Below are 16,934 nucleotides of genomic sequence, written 5' to 3' on the forward strand. Positions count from 1 at the left end.
ATGCTCGGCTCCTCCCCTACCGCCAGCCCCGCTGCAAAAAGCGCCGTCCGGCCGCTGGCCCGTCGAGCCAGCGCGACTTGATGCCGGGGCCGCTAAGCAGCATCATGCTGCCCACGCGCATGGTGGCAATGATGTCTTTGAACTGCTCAGGCGGCAGCGCCGGACAGCCGCGGCTGTAGCCCAGGTGGCCGTACTTCTCGATGTACTTCGGGCTGACGTAATCGGCCGCGTGCAGCACCACGTAGCGGTCGAAAGCGTTGGCGTTTTGGCCCTTATCTAGCCCCTCGATGCGGCGCGAGTAGCCGTGAATGCCGTCGTAGGTGCCGGCCGTGCGGTAGAAGCCCAGCGAAGTGCAGGCCGATTTTTCCTCGTTGGAAAACCGCTTGGCGCGCAGGTGGCCGGAGCCCTCGCCGTGGGCCACGTAGCTGCGGTGCAGCACTTTGGCTGCTTTCAGGTCGATGACCCAGAGGCGCTCGGTGGTGTTGGGCAGGTCCATGTCGGCCACGGCCAGCAGGCCGGCCCGCTCGATGCGGCCGGTGGGGTGCAGCGTGAGGTATCCCACGCAGGCCTGTTCTAGCACCTCGGGGCGCAGCTCGGCGGCCGTGGGTCCCAGGGCGGCGTGCAGCTGCCGGATAGCCTGGCGCAGCGTGTCGGGCACACCGGGCGTGGCGGTCACGGGCGTGAGGCGGAGCGAATCGGGTACGGGCGCGGCGGACACCACAGCTGTATCAACCACCGGTGGTGGCGCGGCGGCAAGCGCTACTCGCGGAGCCTGCGTTTCACTGGCCCGTAGCTGGCAACCGGCCAGCAGCAGGCCGGCTGCTGCTGGCCAAAGCACTGTCTTTATCGCCCTGTTTATGGCTGGCAAATAGCCATCAATCATCCCAAACATGCCCTAAAATTACCACTAAACCGCTGGTTGGTGCCGCTTAGAGGCCCAGCCAATCAGAAAAAGATGCTGGCGTTCAGCTTGGCGTAGAACGGGGTGCCGGGTGTGAAGTGCAGCTCATCGACCGGCACGGTTTCGTTGCGCAGGCGGGTTTCGGTGGCAAACTGGGCCTGGTTCCAGGCTACATTGAGCAGGTTTTCGGCAGTGGCCCCGATTTGGAAGCGGGGCGTGGTGTAAGCTAGCACAGCATCGAAGAGGAAGTAGCCGCGGGCCGTGATGCTGCCATCGTCGTTGGCCGGGCGCGAGTCGATGTGGCGGTAGCGTAGGCTGCCGCTCAGGCCCCGCGGCGCCTTGTAGGTGAGGCCGCCGGTGCTGGTGAAGGTGGGCGCGAGCGGGATGTAGTTGGCTTCGGCGGGCGCGTCGAGCTGGCGGCCGTGGTTGTAGTTAAAGTCGCCATCCAGAAACAGGCGGCGGCTGAGCTGGTAGCGCAGGGACACGTCCACACCATAGCGCTGGGTGGGGCCGGTGCTCTCCACCACGGCCTCGTCGCCCACGTACACCAACTCGTCCTGCAGGTGAAGGCTCCAGAGGGCGGCATTTACCACCAGGCTGGGCAATGGCTTGAAGGTGCTGCCGATTTCGGAGCCCAACGCACGGGGCAGCACGTTGGCATTGGCGTCGCGAATCACGCCCCGCGCATCATTCGAATGGAAGCCAAAGCCCGAGCGCGCAAACAGCTGCACGGCGGGCGTGAGCTGATAGTAGAGGTTGAGCTTGGGCGACACGCGGGCGTGGCTGACGCGGCCCCGTAGCGGGTCCAGGTCGCCGTTGTTGTCCTTGTTGGCGAGCTGGCCGCGGAAATCGAAGGTGAAGAAGTCGGCTCGCACGGCGGCGTTCACCGTAAGGCGGTCGGTCAGGTTCAGGGTTTCGTCGAGGTAGGCGTTGATGTTGCGCTCGTACAGCTTGCCCTCGGTAGTGGTGCCCAGGCGCTGGCGCTGCACGGCCGCGTAGAGGCCCAGGTTGGAGAAGTCGTTGCGCGTGCCCACGCCTAGGGTGCTGTGCAACTGGCGGGCGCCGAGCTGGTCGTCGCGGTCGTAGGTGGCGGTGTAGCCGAAGAGGTGGCGGTCGTCGGTCTGCTCAATTTCGTCGCCGTTCACCGAGTCGCGCAGGAAGAAGGTGAAGTTGGAAAACAAGCTGAAATCGTACTTCGAGTAGTAGGCCTGCTGGCGCAGCACGCCGTCGTGCGGTAGCGCGGTGGTGAGCACGGCGCTGGCGTTGGTGCGGCCGGTGCGGCCGCCCTCGCTGGGGTCGATGCTGCCGTAGCGCGAGATGCTGCCGTCTTCCACGGCGCGCTCGGGAATCTGCCCGCTGGCGTCCCAGCGCGAGGCGAAGTGCGAACCCAGCAGCGTGAGCGAGGTGCGCTCCGACAGTTGCCCGGTGTATTTGGCCAGGCCGTTGAAGCGCTTGAAGTGCTGCGGCTGGTCGAAGTAGGCATTGGTGAAGTTGTACTCGGCGGCCACGTAGGCGCTTTCGGGGCGCTTACTCAGCAGGTGGCGGCCGCTGCCCAGTAGGTCAAGCATCACCAAGGCCCGGCGGGTATCGAATTGGCCCAGCTCCAGCTTCACCTGACTGTGCTCCAGCCGTGTTTTGGTGCTGAACTCGCCTGCGCCGGCCGTGGCGAAATCGCCAAAGCGCGCCGTGTAGGGTCCTTTGTACACCTTCAGCTGCTCCACCGTTTCGGGAATCACAAAGTGAAAATCGGCGTAGCCCTGGCCGTGGGCGTGGCTCACCATGTTCACCGGCAGCCCGTCGATGCTCACCGCAAAGTCGGTGCCGTGGTCCACGTCAAAACCGCGCAGGAAAATCTGCTCGGCCTTGCCCCCGCCTGCGTGCTGGGCAATGAACAGGCCCGGCACCAGCCGCAGCAGGTCCTGGGCCGAGTTCACGGGCCGCAAGGTTTGGTCGATGTGCGAGATGGCGGCCAGGCTCTGGTTGGGGTCGCGCGGCTGGCTCACGGTCACTTCGGCCAGGCTGAGCGTGGTGGCGGCGGCCCGCAGTTTCAGGTTTTGCGTTTCGCCGGCGGCCAGGGTCACGGGCACCGTTTGGGCGCGGTAGCCTAAAGCGCCGATGCGCAGCGAATACGCGCCCGGCGCGAGGCCATTGAGGCGGAAATTGCCCAGCGCATCGGTGGCGGTGCCGCCGGGCTGGCCCTGCAGGGCCACGCTCACGCCCGCCACCGGCAGGCCGGAAAGAGAATCGGCCACGGTGCCGCGTAGCGTGGCGGCAGTCTGGGCCGCGGCGGGCAAACGCAGCCCCAGCCCGATGAGCAAAGCCAGTAAAAGAGTAACGAGTTGTTTCATTTGATGCAGAAGAAAGCAGGCGGCCCCGCCGGAGCAGGGCCGCCCGTTCAGGTTAGAAATTGGCTTTGCTCATGCAGTTGGCCCGGCATTGGGCGCGGTGCTGGGCCCGGTGCTGGCCCGGGGCCCCATGCAGCTGGCGGTGCGCAGTAGTTTCAGTGGGCAAGGCCACGCGGCCGTGCAGGCCCAATGGATTGGCGGCAAGGCGACCCGTGGCTGGCAATTGCACGCAGGAAACAACGCCCGCAGCAGCCGCTACGGGTTGGAGGGAATTAGCCCGGAAAATCATAGGAATAAGAGTTGAACGCGCCCGGGCACCACGGCCCGGCAAGCAGCGTCGGATGGTTGGATAAGCAGAAGCGGCGCCGTTGCTTTGGCGCAAACGCACGCATTGGCCCCGTTTGGATTCGAACCAAAGACTGAATGGTTCGAAGGCCAGGACCCTACTTACCCCCGACAAGGCGGCAACTCAACTTCTCCCCCATACCCCGTGGGAACAGCCACTACGCGGGCCGCCAGCCGGGATTGTGAGGTAACAAAAACGGGCCGGGCAAACGCCACCTGCACATCGGACAGGCAGTGCGTATCCAAGCCCTTAAACGAACTGAGCAGCTGCTGCAAAGGCAGCCGCTCGCCGGCTTTTTTCACCGTGTACTGCACCCCGTTGCAGTCGTCGAAGCAGGCCAGCCGCAGGGTGTGCTTGAGCTGGCAATCCTGGCTGTGCACGTAGGCAAAGGGCCGCTCGATGGGCCGCGCCGGACGCTCCACGAGGCCCGCACCCACTACCAGCAGGTAGTTGAGCAGCAGCAGCAACGTGAGGAACTGGCGAGGCATAGGGTTGGGAGAGTAGTCAGCGAAACCACCGTGGGCAAAAGCCCGGCCGTGGCCGTGTCAATCAGTTACGAGAATCAGCCGACGAACAGACTGACTTAACGAAATTTATTAAGTAAAAAAGACGCGCTCCACGGTCCAGTAAGCGGCCACCAGCCCGATGACTACCGACACCGGCACCACCACGCGCTGCTTATACCAGCTTTTGTGGGCTGCCCAGCGCCCCACCAGCGCCCAACACAACATAATCACAGCCACTTGGCCTAATTCCACGCCCACATTGAAGGAGATGAGCGAACCGAAATAGTCCTGCTGCGGCAGCCCCAGCCCCGTCAGAGCTGAGGCGAAGCCCATGCCGTGCACCAGCCCAAAACCGAACACGATGAGCAGGCGCCAGGGATTCAGCCGGTCGGTAATGATGTTCTCGATGGCCACAAACAGGATAGACAGCGCAATAATGGGCTCAATCACCGCCGAGGGCGGCGAAATCAGCCCATACATGGCTAGGCCCAGCGTGATAGAATGCGCCACCGTGAAAGCCGTGGCCTGCATGAGCACCGGCTTGAGGCGCGGCTCCAAGATGTAGAGGCTGACAATGAACAGGATGTGGTCGAACCCCAGCGGAATGATGTGCGTGAAGCCCAGCTGCAGGTAGGTCCAGAAAATCTCCGTGCGCGAGAGCTTGCTCAGGTCCGTGTTGAGGACGTGCGCGGCGGCCGGCTGGGTCAGCAACAGCAGCAACGGCAGCGCCGCCAGGGCGCGGCGCGTGAGCTTTTGCAACGGTCCTCGGGTAGGGTACATTTTAGCGGGCCGCCAGCATCTTCTTGCCTTCCGCTTCCACCTCGGGGTTGAGGTAGGGCGCGGTGCGCAGCGAGTTCTCAATCAGGGCCTGGCCTTCGGCCGTTTTGCCCAGCTTGCTGAGTATGAGGCCAGCGCGGCACAGCAGCACCGAGTTCTTCGAGCCGGTGCGGCGGGCCACCTGCATGTACTTCTGGGCCTCGGCAAACTCGCCGCGCTTGTAGTGAACCCAGGCCATGGTTTCGTTCACATCGATGTTGTCGGGCCGGCGCTCGTACTCAATTTTGGCGTGCTCCAGGGCCTTGTCCAGCTCGTTGGTTTTCACGTAGGCGTAGGCCAGCTCGCGGTCGGCGTAGTGTCCCATCTGTTCGTTGTCGTCGGCCTCTTCGGCGGCGCTGGCCAGCATCTCGATGGATTCCTTGGCCATTTTATCGGCTTCCGCAGGCTGGCCGTTCAGTCGGTACAGGTCGGTCAGCTCGTCCGAGAAAGCGTAGTCCTTCACCGTTACGCGGGCCTGTTGATACAGCTTGATGGCCTTTGCATAGTCCTTGTGTGCCGCCGCAATGCGGCCCAGGCCGGCCAGAGCGTAGGCGTAGCCGGGGCGCGCCAGCAGGGCCATTTGGTAGTGGGCGCGGGCGTGGGCGGTATCGCCGCTGATTTCGTAAAGGTGGCCGAGCGCTACGCGGGTCCACTCGGTTTGCTCAAGGCCGATGTAGCCGGCTTTGGCCGCCATGTCCATAGCTTCAATGGCGCCGGGTACATCACCATAAATTTCGCGCAGGTAGCTGGCGCGGGCGTACGACGCCAGCTCTGGGCGCAGGGCATTCATCTTGTCGGCCATCTTGATGGCTTCCTCATAGTGGCCCATTTCCACGTTGGCGTCGGTCAGCAGGCCGTACACGAAGCCGCTGTTGGGGTTCAGCTTCACGGCTTGCTCGGCCAGGGCCAGCCCCTGAGCAAAGTGGTGCTGCGTGAGGCAGAGCGACGACTTGCAGCACAGGGCCTCAAAGTTTTCGGGCTCGGCTTTCAGCACTTCGTCAAGCAATTCCGTGGCGGCACCGTCGTAATACGGGTGGTCGCCGGTCACGCGGGCTTCCTGCATGTAGGCCTGGGCCAGCAGCAGGCGGCTTTTCTGGTCGTTGGGGTCGGCGCGCAGCTTGGCCAGCAAGCCTTCAATCGCCGCTTTGGTGTTCAGCCACTCGCCGCCGGCGGCCAGGTCGCCGTGGCGCTCTTTCAGCTGGGGCGTGCGCGGCGCCGGTTTCTTGAATACAAAAATGGCGGCGGCCAGCAGGCCAAAAACCACCAGCAAGGACGGGTATAGGTACTTTCTCAAAGCAGAAGGGTACTTAAAAAGTCAAATGCACTACGTAGATAAAAATACTGAAAAAGAGCCGCCGCTAGTCCCATACGGGTCCAACGACGGCTCAGTTTTTCAAGCGTTAAAACCGCTTATTGGCGCTCGATGCGAACCGATTGCACCATCGTCTTACCGTTGTACAGCGTGGCGATGTACTGGCCAGGGGCCACGTCGCGGCCCGGCTGCCAGGTTAGTTCGTTCACGCCCTGGCCGAAGACCCGGTCTTTGGCTACGGTAGCCACCCGGCGGCCCGCTGCGTCGCTGATTACGATGCTCATCGTGCCTTTGACGGGCAGTTCAAAGTGCAGCGTGGTGCTCCCAACAAAGGGGTTGGGGTAGGCTTGGGCCACGGTCAGGCTGGGCGAAAGGCCGAGGCCGGTCGAGCGCTGGGCCAGGGCCACGCGCTGGGCATTGGTGCCGCTCCAGGGCGTTTGCACATACGGGAAGGCCGTGCGGAAAGTCGTGTCGTTGCGCTCCACATTGGTAGTGAAGCCTACCACGTTGGTCAGCTGCGTCGTGAGGGGCGAGGGCGAGGTGCCTACGGTGTAGTCGTCGTACCACAGGCCAATGGCGGCCAGCACCGCGCCGCTCACGGCTTGCAACTCAATGCGGGTCACGTCGTCTTCGAGGCGGCGGCCGTTCGGGAAGCCGTCCATGTTCGGGATGGCAATGTAGTTGGCGCCGCTGGCGGTGTAACGGGCATCGGTGAGGCCGAGCACGGCGGCTGCGAGCAAGCCTTCCGAGCTAAAGTCGGCCGAGGTACGCGACGTGGGCGGCACGGCCAGGTTGATGCGCAGCATGTCGCCGAAGGTGGGCAGGAAGTTGTTGATGAAGGGCTTGCCAGCCGTCAGCGGGTTGTTGCCGGTTTTGCCGGTAGCCAACTGGTAGGGGGGCAGGTTGGGCACGCCGGTGTGGAAGATGGGCAGCAGGTCGACCGAACGTGGGGCACCGCTCACGCCGCCGTTCAGCAGCACTTCGCCAAAGCCACCCTGTGCCTGGGGGGCCAGGGCCGTCCCGTTCGTCAGGGCATTGTTGAAAATCGGAGCCAAGCCCGGAGCGCCGTTCCGGAAGTCGAAGCCACCGGCCAAAGGCGCGGGCAGCAGGCCAGCCAGCGACTTGGACTGAATGCGCAACAGGCCCAGGCCACGCGTCGGACCTACCGGACCTTGGATGGCTTCGCCATAGTACGTCTGGTTGGCCGGCTTGGGGGCCGCGCCGTTCACGGGCACGTTGTCGGCCATGTACAGCCCCAACTCGGGGTTTTTCAGGTTGGCTTCAAACATGGCCTGCCGCGAGCCGGCGGCCGGTACGGCCACCCCATACGGCGAGTCGTTGTTCCAGGCATCCTTCATGCCCACGGGCTGCACCACTTCGTTGGTGAGGGGCATGCCCAGGCGCGATACCTGCACGTAAGTACCCGTCTGGGTGCGCGTGCCATCAGCGTTGATGGTGCGCAGCGACAGGCGGCTGGCCGAGGCCCACACGCCAATGGTGTAGGGCGACACGGGCGACGCCGGCGAGGTGGTGCCCGCCAAGGGGTTGGTAGTGGCCGTGAGAGCGGGCGTGCCGCTGCGAACCAAGGCCGCTACTGGAATCTGCATCACGATGCTGTGCACGTTCTTGCGGGCCAGGCCGTCGCGGGCGCTGCTGGGCGCACGCACCGCGCCCAGGTCGAAAATAGCGCCCAGGTCGGTGAAGAAGGCGTCGTCGGAAGGGCCGCAGAATACCCGCATGTTGCCCCCGGTAGTTGCCACCGACTGAATGGTGCTTTCCAGGTAAGCCTGGTAGTTGGGCCGGCTCAGGCCAGCCGCGCTGTTGATAGACCGGGGCCCGATGTTAGGCGCCGGCACCAATCCGTTGGTTACCAGCGTCGTGAAGGCACCACCAGCCAGGCTTTGCTCCAGCTGGTAGGTGGTTTTCAGGTTTTCCTGCCCCAGTCGCACCCGGAAGAAAGTCGTCGGGTCCTGGTTGGTGCGGGTGAAGGTGAAGCGGTAGGTGATGTCGTCGCCCGTCGTGGCGGGGTTGTTTTTGACGTGTATCTCGTAGCGGATGTTCTCGCCAAACGAGTTGAAGTTGGGGCCGCCCTGTGGCAGCTCAAACGGGATGTAGTTGGCAATGATGGTGGCCGTGGCGTTGGCGTCGTTGGCGGGCGCGTCGGGCGAGCGGAACACGTAGAGGTCGGTGTTGTCGGCCAGCGGGTCATCGGCGATGAGCGGGGCTTCGCGGTGGCTGGAAGCTTCGAGTATGTTGTGCTGACCACTCCAGGCCAGCATCCCTCCTACCGCAGCGGCGAATACCGCAGCCGGAACCAGAGGACGAGTAAGCAATTTTTTCATGTGAAAGAAAGGGGGGGTAAAGTGGTGAAAAAAGAGGCAAAGCGGTGCCTGACACTAGTTGTTGTAACAACCAGATAATGAGACAACCCAAATGTGTTTATGCATTTGTTCTTCCCTTACGAGCCCACCGTTCTTTTCGGTTTGGATGCCGCCCGAAAATGTCCAATAAAATTTGGGCTTTTGTCTTCTTCCGCAGCCGCGCTTGCATCAATTTATAGCCTGCTTGGTTTAGGGGCTACTTTTGTACCGCGCTTTGCGCTATTATTTTTTTATTTCCCGGGCAGCGTTTGCACCGCCCCCTCCTCCTATGGCTACAGTCGCTATCAACCTTGCCACCGGCAGCCTTCAGCAAGAAGAACTCATTGTGGGCATCGACCTGGGCACCACCAACAGCCTGGTGGCCTACGTGCACCCCGAAACCCGCCAGCCGGCGGCCATCAACGACCTGGGCCGCGGCACCATCGTGCCCTCGGTGGTGCACTTCCCGGCCGATGGGTCGGGCCCCGTGGTGGGCACCGAGGCCCGCGAGTTTCTGCTCACCGACCCGCAGCGCACCATCTACTCAGTGAAGCGCCTGCTAGGCAAAAGCTACCGCGACCTGGGCCAGCACGCCCAGCAGCTCGGCTATAAAGTCATCGACGATAATTCCGAAGGCCTGGTCAAAATCCGGGTTGAAGACCGGTTTTATTCGCCCATCGAGCTGTCGGCCGACATCCTGAAGGAGCTGCGCGCCCGCGCCGAGCACGCCCTCAAAACGCCGGTAAACCGCGCCGTCATCACCGTGCCGGCGTATTTCAACGACTCGCAGCGCCAGGCCACCCGCGACGCCGGCCGTCTGGCGGGCCTCGAAGTGCTGCGCATCGTGAACGAGCCCACGGCCGCCGCGCTGGCCTACGGCATCGGCCTCGACCCCGACGAGGAGAAAACCGTGGCCGTGTACGACCTCGGCGGCGGCACCTTCGACATCAGCATCCTGCGCATTCAGCAGGGCATTTTTGAAGTGCTGAGCACCAACGGCGACACCTACCTGGGCGGCGACGACCTGGACCGCGCCGTGGTGGACCACTGGACCGCCACTTTCGGCCTGCCCGAAACCTTCGCAACCAACCCGCACCTGCAGCAGCAGCTGCGCCTGGCCGCCGAGATGGCCAAGAAATACCTGAGCCAGCACGACGACTTCACCACCCACCTCACCGACGAAGCCGGTCAGAACACCACCGTCACACTCACCCGCGCGCAGTTCAACGACCTCATCCGCCCGCTGGTGGACCGCACTATCGCCGCCTGCCGACAGGCCGTGGCCGATGCCAAGTTGGGTGAGGTGGGCAAGGGGGTAAGAGGGTATGAGGGGAAAGAGGAAACTGAAAACACCTCCTACCCTCCTCCCCCCCTGCCCTCCTACCCCAAACTTGACGCCGTGCTGCTGGTAGGCGGCTCCACGCGCGTGCCGCTGGTGTACGAGGCGGTGTCAGAATTTTTTGGGCAGCCGGCCAACAACTCGCTCAATCCCGATGAAGTGGTGGCGCTGGGCGCGGCCATCCAGGCCGATATTCTGGCCGGCAACCGGCGCGACGTGCTGCTGCTCGACGTGACGCCGCTCACGCTGGGCATTGAAACGCTCGGCGGCCTGCTCGACCCCATCATTCCGCGCAACTCCAAAATTCCGACCAAGGCCGGCCGCCAGTACACCACCAGCGTGGACGGGCAGGTGAACCTGAAAATTGCCGTCTATCAGGGCGAGCGCGACCTCGTGAGCCAGAACCGCAAGCTGGGCGAGTTCGTGCTCACGGGCATTCCGGCCATGCCGGCGGGCCTGCCCAAGGTCGACGTGAACTTCCTGCTCAACGCCGACGGCATCCTGAAAGTAGAGGCCATTGAGCTGCGCTCCAACACGCGCCAGCAGGTCGAAATCAAGCCCCAGTACGGCCTCACCGACGAGCAGGTGGAGCAGATGCTGCTGGATTCGCTGATGAACGCCAAGGACGACGTGGCCGCCCGCCTGCTCATCGAAGCCCGCACGGCCGCCGAGCAGCTGCTGTACCAGGTCGAAAACTTCACCCGCAAGAACCGCCAGCACCTCACTGAAACGGAGCTGGCCGACACCGAAGCGCAGGTTGCCAAGGTGCGCACGGCCCTGGCGGGGTCCGACCGCGACCCCATCCTGAAAGCCATGGACGAGCTGGACGAGCTGACCCGACCCTATGCCGAGCGGGTGATGAACATTTCCATCCAACAGGCCATGGCCGGCAAAAAAATCGGCTAACCACCTTATTGCGACGCGCAACGGCGCACTTTTTAATTACCGCATGACTCCTTCGCTTTTCCGAAGCCGGCTGCTGGGGCTATTTTATGTAGCGCTGGCCAGCGTGCCCTTGTCGGTGTCCTGGTTTTCGGAGCGGTGGCGTTTTGGGTTGCTGCTGGCTTCAGAGCCGCTGATGGTCCTCACGGTGGGCGTGCTCGGCCTGGGGCTGCTGGCGGGCTGGGTGGCCTGGCCCCGCACCGCCCGGCGCCTCGACAAACTCATTGGCCTGCACGTGGGGGCGCTTTTTCTCTCCACGGTTTTTTCGGGCAATGTGCTGGTATCGGCTAAGTACTTTGCCACGATACTGCTCTACATCGGCTTTGGCTACGGGGTGCAGCGCGTGCTGCGGCTCGAGCGCGCCGAGTGGTTTCGGGCCCTGGGTGCGCTGGCGCTGGGCACCGGCCTGCTGGCGGCCTACGCCCTGCTGCAGCACGCGCAAATCGGCATTTCGTACACGTTTTCCTATTTCGTGGCCCGGCCCTTTCTGGAGCACGGCCACACCAACCTCACCGTCATTTTGGAGCCGCTGGTGCTGGTGCTCAACATGATATTGCTGTACCATGCGCGGGCGCAACAGCAGCGTGGGCGGTTTATGGTCACGATGCTGCTCACGGCCGTGCTGATGGTGGTAGCATTCTCGTATTCGCGGGCGTCCTACATCTCGCTGCTGGCCCAGGCGCTGCTGCTGCTGGCTTTCTCGGGCCGCGAGGCGGGGGTGCGGCTGCTGCTGCCCTGGGCGGTGGCCGGTGGCCTGGTGCTCAGCGCCTGGCAGGTCATCAACATCGTGCACCCGCACCCACCCACGGCCACCGAAACCAACCTGCTGCACGAGTTGGGCTCGGTGAGCGACTTTTCTTCGGCCAACGAGTCGAACGCCGAGCGCATGAGCCGCTGGGTGTTCAGCCTCGACCTTTTCCAGCAGGAGCCCGTGGTTGGCGCGGGCCCCGCCACCTTTCCCGACCGCTACTTGGAGTTTGTGCGCCACGACCCGGCCCATCCCAACTACACCCCCACCCTGCGCCGCATGAACGCCCACAACCTTTACCTCGACTGGCTGGCCGAGTCCGGGGCGTTGGGCCTGCTTTCGGGGCTGCTGCTGCTGGGCTATCTGCTGGTGCGGCAGCTGCGGTGGGTGTTTCGCGGGCAGCAAACGCCGGCACAGGTGGGCTTCACCGTTTACCTGCTGTTTTTCCTGCTGCATTCCTTCACCCAGGACTTTTGGCAGGAGCCCCGCGTCATTGTGCTGTTTTGGCTGGCCATTGGCTTGCAGCGCCACTACGCCCGGGCGGCCATGCTCCCCAGCGCCACTGACACGGCGGCGCTGCAGCCTTCCGTAGCATCAGCAGACGTTTCGTCCCGCTAAAGAAATCAGTTTGCCTGAGGACGCCCTTTAGCGACCATTTGAACGGCTGCTTTCATTGCATTAGCACCATTCATTTGCGGGGACCTGCTTTAGCCGTGCTGCGCAAGCCAAAGCCCAGCACGGACCGCGCCGCCGTATCACGAAAAGTTACTTCTAACAGCTCCGAAGGGCTTTTCATGGCCGAATCGGCGGCGAATGAGAAGGTATAAAACAACCGCGAGCCTCCGCGGTCGCCCAGGCGTACGCCCAGTTTGTAAAGCTCAATGCCCGTTCCATGCCGCTGCCCGCTTTTCCAGATGGGCTGGGCGGCAGCGGCAAATTGCCTCAAGTTAAGGCCCTGGCGCACCTCGGGTGCCAAGCGCGCGTAGGCCGCCGGGTAATTGGCGCGCAGCACAGCCCGCAGAAACAAACCCGCGGCCTGCGCCTGCCCCAGCCGGGGCCTGGGCTGCACTGCAGGCGCCGTGCTGCCCAAGCCAAACCCCGCACCCGCAGCCACCGTCATCAGCACCAAACCCCGGCAAAGCTTCTTTAGCATGGCCCAAAATAAGCGAAGGCGGCCGGTCCGGCGCTGATGCCGGGCCTGCCGCCTTCGTTCCGGTACCGTGGCACCGGCTTCTGCTAGTCGTTATTCAATCACCACGCGGCGCGTCACGCTCAGGCCGCTGCCGGTGAGGCGCAGCGTATACACGCCCGTAGCCAGGCCCTGCGTGGGCAATTCCGCTTGGTTGACCCGGCCGCTGCCCAGTTGCATGGCCTGGGTCAGCACGCGCTGGCCAAGGGCATTGTAAAGGTCAGCCGAGGCCGGGCCGCTGGTGCCGGCACCGCTCAGCTGCACGCGCATCACGCTGCCGTTCGCCACGGGGTTGGGTACTACGGCCACAGTGTAGCCGGCCGTCTGGTCGCGGGCGGCCAGGCCACGGGTCACCGTCACGGCCAGAGCAGCCAGGTTGTTGTTCTCATTGGCTTCCGTTTCCGCGTTCAGCGGGTCAGCCACGAAGAGAACATAGTAGGCGCCCGGCGCGGTGGCGGCCGGCACGGCCGCCGTCAACTGACGGTTGGCGCTCACATTCGAGACCAGCGTCGAGCCGGCGTTGCTGCCCAGCAGCACGTCGCTGGCGTCCAGCGTCTGGTTGGTCGAGAGGTAGTAGCCCACGGCCGACGTTGCGGCCGTGCCCGAGCCTTGGTTAAGCACCGTGGCGCTCAACGACAGGTTGCCCCCGGCAGGCACCGACGACGGCGAAGCCCCAATCTGGGTCAGCAGCAGGTCGGACAACAGCACCGGCGCCGCCACGCACGACACCGTGGCGTCGAAGCCGGTGCCCGTCACGCTGCCGTCGCTGGTAAATACCAGCGTGAGCGCGCCCGTGGTGTTGGTGGGGCTGGCCTGGATGGGCAGCGTGGGCAAGTAGTTCAAGGTGGCCAGCAAGGGCGACTGCGCGTTCGGGCCATCGTAGATGCGCAAGGCATCGCAGCAGGATTCCACGGCAAACGAGTTGAACGCCAGTTGCACGCGGCTGCCGGCCGTGCCGGGGTTGATGACGAGGGTACCGTTGGCGTTGTCCGAGTAGGGGCCGAATCCGCCGTGGTCGTATACCGTTGTGTTGCAGGTGGTCACCGTGGCGGTGCCCGTGTACGGCACCACCGTGCCCGTAAACGGCCCCGTTATCGTGAATTGGTAATAGGCCACGTTGTTGTTCTCGTTGGTTTCGCTCACCAGGTTGGTGGGGTCGGCCACGGCCAGCATGAAGTAGTTGCCCGCCGTGGTGCCCGTCGGAATCGTAACGCTGCCGTTGGAAGTGGTATACTGGTAGCTGCCCAGCACGCCACCGGTGGTGCTGGTGAGCAGCACGTCGCTGGCATCGAGGATGGTGTTGGTCGAGAGGTAGTAGCCCACGTTGCTGCTCGCCGCACCGGTGTTGCCGGCGTTGAAGACAGACGACGAAACCGACAGCGTACCGCCGGGCGACACCGGTGCGCCGCTCAGGTAAAACTGCGAAATCTGCAGGTCGATGGACGGGGCCGTCACCTGAATGGTGGCGTAGGCCACGTTGTTGTTCTCGTTCGTTTCCGTTACGGCGTTCGTGGGGTCGGCCACAAACAACACGTAGTAGTAGCCGGCCGTGGTGCCGGCCGGAATGGTGGCCGTGGCCGTGCGGTACGAGCTCAGGCCAGCCGAGAGCGAAGTGCCCGCTGTAGTGGTCAGCAGCACGTCGCTGGCGTCCAACGTGGCGTTGGTCGAGAGGTAGTAGCCCACGGTGCTGCTGGGCGATACCAGCGTGCCCGTATTGTAGATGTACGAGGTCATGCTCAGCGTGCCGCCGATGCCTACCGTGTAAGGGCTGGCGTACGTCTGGCCCATCTGCAGGTCGATGCCCGGCGCCGTTACCAGCAGCGTGGTGTAGGCCACGTTGTTGTTCTCGTTCGTTTCCACCACCAGATTGCTGGGGTCGGCCACAAACAGCAGGTAGTAAGTGCCCGAAGCCGTAGCGGCCGGCACCGTGACGCTGGAGTAGATGTTGACGTAGTTGTTGCTCGTCAGGGTGGCCGTGTTCTGGCTGCCCACCAGCACGTCGCTGGCGTCGAACGTGGTGTTGGTCGACAGGTAGAAGCTCAGGTTGGCCGGGCTGGCGGGCGCGTTGCCCTGGTTGTAGAGGTAGCCCGAAACGTTGGTCGAATTGCCCGCGGCCACCGTACTCGGCGACGCGTAGGCCGACGACACCGTCAAATCGATGGAAGGCGCCAGCACCGTGAAAGCCAGGCTGCGCACGTTGTTGGTTTCGTTGGTTTCGCTCACCAGGTTGGTGGGGTCGGCCGCGAACAGGATGTAGTACGTGCCGGGCGTGGTCCCCACCGGAATGGTCAGGTAGCCCGAGCGGTACGATGCCAAGTTGGGGCTGAGGGCGCTGCCCGTGGCCGTGTACAGCAGCACGTCGCTGGCATCGAGCGTGGTGTTGGTCGAGAGGTAGAAGCCCAGGTTGCTGCTCGTGGCCATCACGTTGCCCTGGTTCAGAATGGAAGCCGAAGCCTGCACCGTGCTACCGGCCGCGCCGGAATAAGGATACAGCGTTTCCTGCTGCACCACCAGGTCCACACCCGGAGGCGCTACCGTGATGGCCACCGCGGCTACGTTGTTGGTTTCGCTGCTCTCGCTCACCTGGTTCTGGTAGTCGGCCACAAACAGGATGTAGTACGTGCCGGGCGTCAGGCCCGTGGGAATGGCCGCCGTGCCGTAGCGCGACGACGAGTACGTCGTCGAGAGCGCGCCGCCGTACTGCGAAGTCAGCAGCACATCGCTGGCGTCCAGCGTGGCGTTGGTGGAGAGGTAAAAGCCTACGCTGCTGCTGGGCGACACCGCGTTGCCCGAGTTCAGAATGTAGCAGCTCATGTTGATGGGCGTGCCCACGGCCGTGTTCAGCGGCGACACCGCGGCCTGCTGAATGGTCAGGTCGATGCTCGGGGCCACCACCGTCACGTTCACCGCCGCCACGTTGTTGCTTTCGTTGCTCTCGGTCACCTGGTTCTGGTAGTCGCCCACAAACAGGATGTAGTAGTTGCCGGGCGCCGCCGTAGCCGGGATGGTGGCGACACCCGAGCGGTAAGAGCTCAAACCCGGGTTCAGCGCGTAGCCCGTCGAGGAACTCAGCAGCACGTCGCTGGCGTCCAGCGTGGCGTCCGTCGAGAAATAGAAGCCCACGTTGCTGCTCGCTGCCGCGCCCGCCCCGATGTTGTAGACGGAGCAGCTCAGCGAAACCGAGTTGCCGGCCACCGTGCTCAGCGGGCTCACCGAAGCGCCCTGCACGGCCAGGTCGGCCAGCGGCACGCTCGTCACGCAGGAAATAGAAGCCGCAAAGCCCGCCTGGTTGTAGTAGTTGTCGCTTTGCAGCACCACCGTGAGCGAGCCCGATGCGTTGGTGGCGTATAGCGACGTCGGCGGCTGGTTGTAGCTCGTGTACTCGCCAATCAGCGGCGCCGAGGTCGAGTTGCCATCGTACACCCGCACCACGTCGTAATAAGGGTCCACGTTGAGCGAAGAGAACTGCAGCCGAATCTTATTGCCGGCCGTGGCTGGCACCAGCGTCGTCCCGCCGAAGGCGTTCGACGAATAGCTGCCCGTCGCGCCGCCGTCGTCGTACAGCGTCCCCGAGCAGGTCGTCACCGACGTGATGCCCGTGGTGGGCAGGTTATACGTTTGGGCCCGGGCCGCCTGGCCCCACCACAACACTGCAGCAAGCAGCACCAGCCACGTTTTGCCCCGTAATAGCAAATGGTAGTTTTGTTTCATATGAGAAATTTGATGAGAAAAGTATGAATATTAAAGTGCAAAAACCAAGCCACCCCGCCCACTGCAAAGAGTGGAAATTCGGGCGGCTTGGTTTTCCTTTTTAGTTATCGTTTTGGGGCACCAGCACGAATACGTCCTCTCCGGGACGCTTCATGAGGTATTTCTCCCGCGCAAATTTTTCCAGCAGGGCCGGCGAGCTCATCAACTCCGCCCGGTCTTTCTTTACCACCTCAATGTTGTCGAGGTAGTATTGCTTCTCGTTGCGCAGGTCCTGCCACTTGCGGTAGATGTCGAACTGCTTGCCTAAATCATTGGCGTCGAACACCAGCATCCAGACCAAAAAGCCCATGCCGGTGAGAAAATAAAAGCTGCGCAACACCCGAAACAACGGGCTAATAAAATGAGGTAGATTCATTGGG

The 16,934-nt window shown here is 63.4% G+C and carries 12 protein-coding genes; 2 read left to right on the forward strand and 10 right to left on the reverse strand.

Annotated elements, in window-relative coordinates; translation table 11 throughout:
* Nucleotides 1-16: 16 nt before the first annotated feature.
* The 7 genes from MTP16_RS02050 to MTP16_RS02080 all read right to left on the reverse strand — a co-directional run bounded on the left by MTP16_RS02050 (nt 17) and on the right by MTP16_RS02080 (nt 8,568).
* Nucleotides 17-736: a murein L,D-transpeptidase catalytic domain family protein gene (locus MTP16_RS02050; RefSeq protein WP_243515549.1), complete on the reverse strand. Its 720-nt coding sequence runs from the start codon at nt 734-736 to the stop codon at nt 17-19.
* A 209-nt stretch (nt 737-945) separates the two neighbouring features.
* Complete coding sequence (locus MTP16_RS02055) at nt 946-3,249, reverse strand: TonB-dependent receptor (protein WP_243515552.1); 2,304 nt, start codon at nt 3,247-3,249, stop codon at nt 946-948.
* Nucleotides 3,250-3,301: 52 nt separating this feature from the next.
* Entirely contained in the window at nt 3,302-3,535 is a 234-nt protein-coding gene (locus MTP16_RS02060; RefSeq protein WP_243515556.1) for a hypothetical protein, read from the reverse strand.
* Nucleotides 3,536-3,693: 158 nt separating this feature from the next.
* The gene (locus MTP16_RS02065; RefSeq protein WP_243515559.1) at nt 3,694-4,080 is read right to left on the reverse strand and encodes a hypothetical protein; all 387 of its coding nucleotides are present in this window, start codon (nt 4,078-4,080) and stop codon (nt 3,694-3,696) included.
* A 108-nt stretch (nt 4,081-4,188) separates the two neighbouring features.
* A complete protein-coding gene (locus MTP16_RS02070) occupies nt 4,189-4,878 on the reverse strand; it encodes a HupE/UreJ family protein (protein ID WP_243515561.1) in 690 nt (229 codons plus the stop codon).
* 1 nt (nt 4,879) lies between these two features.
* On the reverse strand, nt 4,880-6,208 hold the full coding sequence (locus MTP16_RS02075; protein ID WP_243515564.1) for a tetratricopeptide repeat protein: 1,329 nt from the start codon (nt 6,206-6,208) through the stop codon (nt 4,880-4,882).
* A 116-nt stretch (nt 6,209-6,324) separates the two neighbouring features.
* Nucleotides 6,325-8,568, reverse strand: coding sequence for a DUF4331 family protein (locus MTP16_RS02080; protein ID WP_243515567.1), 2,244 nt, complete (start codon nt 8,566-8,568; stop codon nt 6,325-6,327).
* A 307-nt stretch (nt 8,569-8,875) separates the two neighbouring features.
* Between MTP16_RS02080 and MTP16_RS02085 the strand changes: the two genes are divergently transcribed.
* Together MTP16_RS02085 and MTP16_RS02090 are read left to right on the forward strand one after the other, a co-directional pair.
* On the forward strand, nt 8,876-10,831 hold the full coding sequence (locus tag MTP16_RS02085; RefSeq protein WP_243515568.1) for an Hsp70 family protein: 1,956 nt from the start codon (nt 8,876-8,878) through the stop codon (nt 10,829-10,831).
* A 43-nt stretch (nt 10,832-10,874) separates the two neighbouring features.
* Nucleotides 10,875-12,233 (forward strand): O-antigen ligase family protein, encoded by a 1,359-nt coding sequence (locus tag MTP16_RS02090; RefSeq protein ID WP_243515569.1) that lies wholly within the window; start codon nt 10,875-10,877, stop codon nt 12,231-12,233.
* A 70-nt stretch (nt 12,234-12,303) separates the two neighbouring features.
* Here the strand turns inward: MTP16_RS02090 and MTP16_RS02095 are convergent, their stop codons facing one another.
* The 3 genes from MTP16_RS02095 to MTP16_RS02105 all read right to left on the reverse strand — a co-directional run bounded on the left by MTP16_RS02095 (nt 12,304) and on the right by MTP16_RS02105 (nt 16,930).
* Nucleotides 12,304-12,768 carry a hypothetical protein gene (locus MTP16_RS02095; protein WP_243515570.1) on the reverse strand — a complete coding sequence of 155 codons (465 nt, stop codon included), beginning with the start codon at nt 12,766-12,768 and terminating at the stop codon, nt 12,304-12,306.
* 90 nt (nt 12,769-12,858) lie between these two features.
* Nucleotides 12,859-16,515 (reverse strand): CARDB domain-containing protein, encoded by a 3,657-nt coding sequence (locus tag MTP16_RS02100; protein WP_243515571.1) that lies wholly within the window; start codon nt 16,513-16,515, stop codon nt 12,859-12,861.
* 100 nt (nt 16,516-16,615) lie between these two features.
* Nucleotides 16,616-16,930, reverse strand: a complete 315-nt coding sequence (locus tag MTP16_RS02105) for an FtsB family cell division protein (protein WP_243515572.1) — start codon at nt 16,928-16,930, stop codon at nt 16,616-16,618.
* Nucleotides 16,931-16,934: the final 4 nt, after the last annotated feature.

It is taken from the genome of Hymenobacter monticola, assembly GCF_022811645.1.
GTDB lineage: Bacteria > Bacteroidota > Bacteroidia > Cytophagales > Hymenobacteraceae > Hymenobacter > Hymenobacter monticola.

Bases quoted from the DNA above. Each gene is read 5' to 3' on its own strand.
- MTP16_RS02055 (WP_243515552.1), bottom strand. From the start codon at position 3,249: ATGAAACAACTCGTTACTCTTTTACTGGCTTTGCTCATCGGGCTGGGG.
- MTP16_RS02060 (WP_243515556.1), bottom strand. From the start codon at position 3,535: ATGATTTTCCGGGCTAATTCCCTCCAACCCGTAGCGGCTGCTGCGGGC.
- MTP16_RS02065 (WP_243515559.1), bottom strand. From the start codon at position 4,080: ATGCCTCGCCAGTTCCTCACGTTGCTGCTGCTGCTCAACTACCTGCTG.
- MTP16_RS02070 (WP_243515561.1), bottom strand. From the start codon at position 4,878: ATGTACCCTACCCGAGGACCGTTGCAAAAGCTCACGCGCCGCGCCCTG.
- MTP16_RS02080 (WP_243515567.1), bottom strand. From the start codon at position 8,568: ATGAAAAAATTGCTTACTCGTCCTCTGGTTCCGGCTGCGGTATTCGCC.
- MTP16_RS02085 (WP_243515568.1), top strand. From the start codon at position 8,876: ATGGCTACAGTCGCTATCAACCTTGCCACCGGCAGCCTTCAGCAAGAA.
- MTP16_RS02090 (WP_243515569.1), top strand. From the start codon at position 10,875: ATGACTCCTTCGCTTTTCCGAAGCCGGCTGCTGGGGCTATTTTATGTA.
- MTP16_RS02095 (WP_243515570.1), bottom strand. From the start codon at position 12,768: ATGCTAAAGAAGCTTTGCCGGGGTTTGGTGCTGATGACGGTGGCTGCG.
- MTP16_RS02100 (WP_243515571.1), bottom strand. From the start codon at position 16,515: ATGAAACAAAACTACCATTTGCTATTACGGGGCAAAACGTGGCTGGTG.
- MTP16_RS02105 (WP_243515572.1), bottom strand. From the start codon at position 16,930: ATGAATCTACCTCATTTTATTAGCCCGTTGTTTCGGGTGTTGCGCAGC.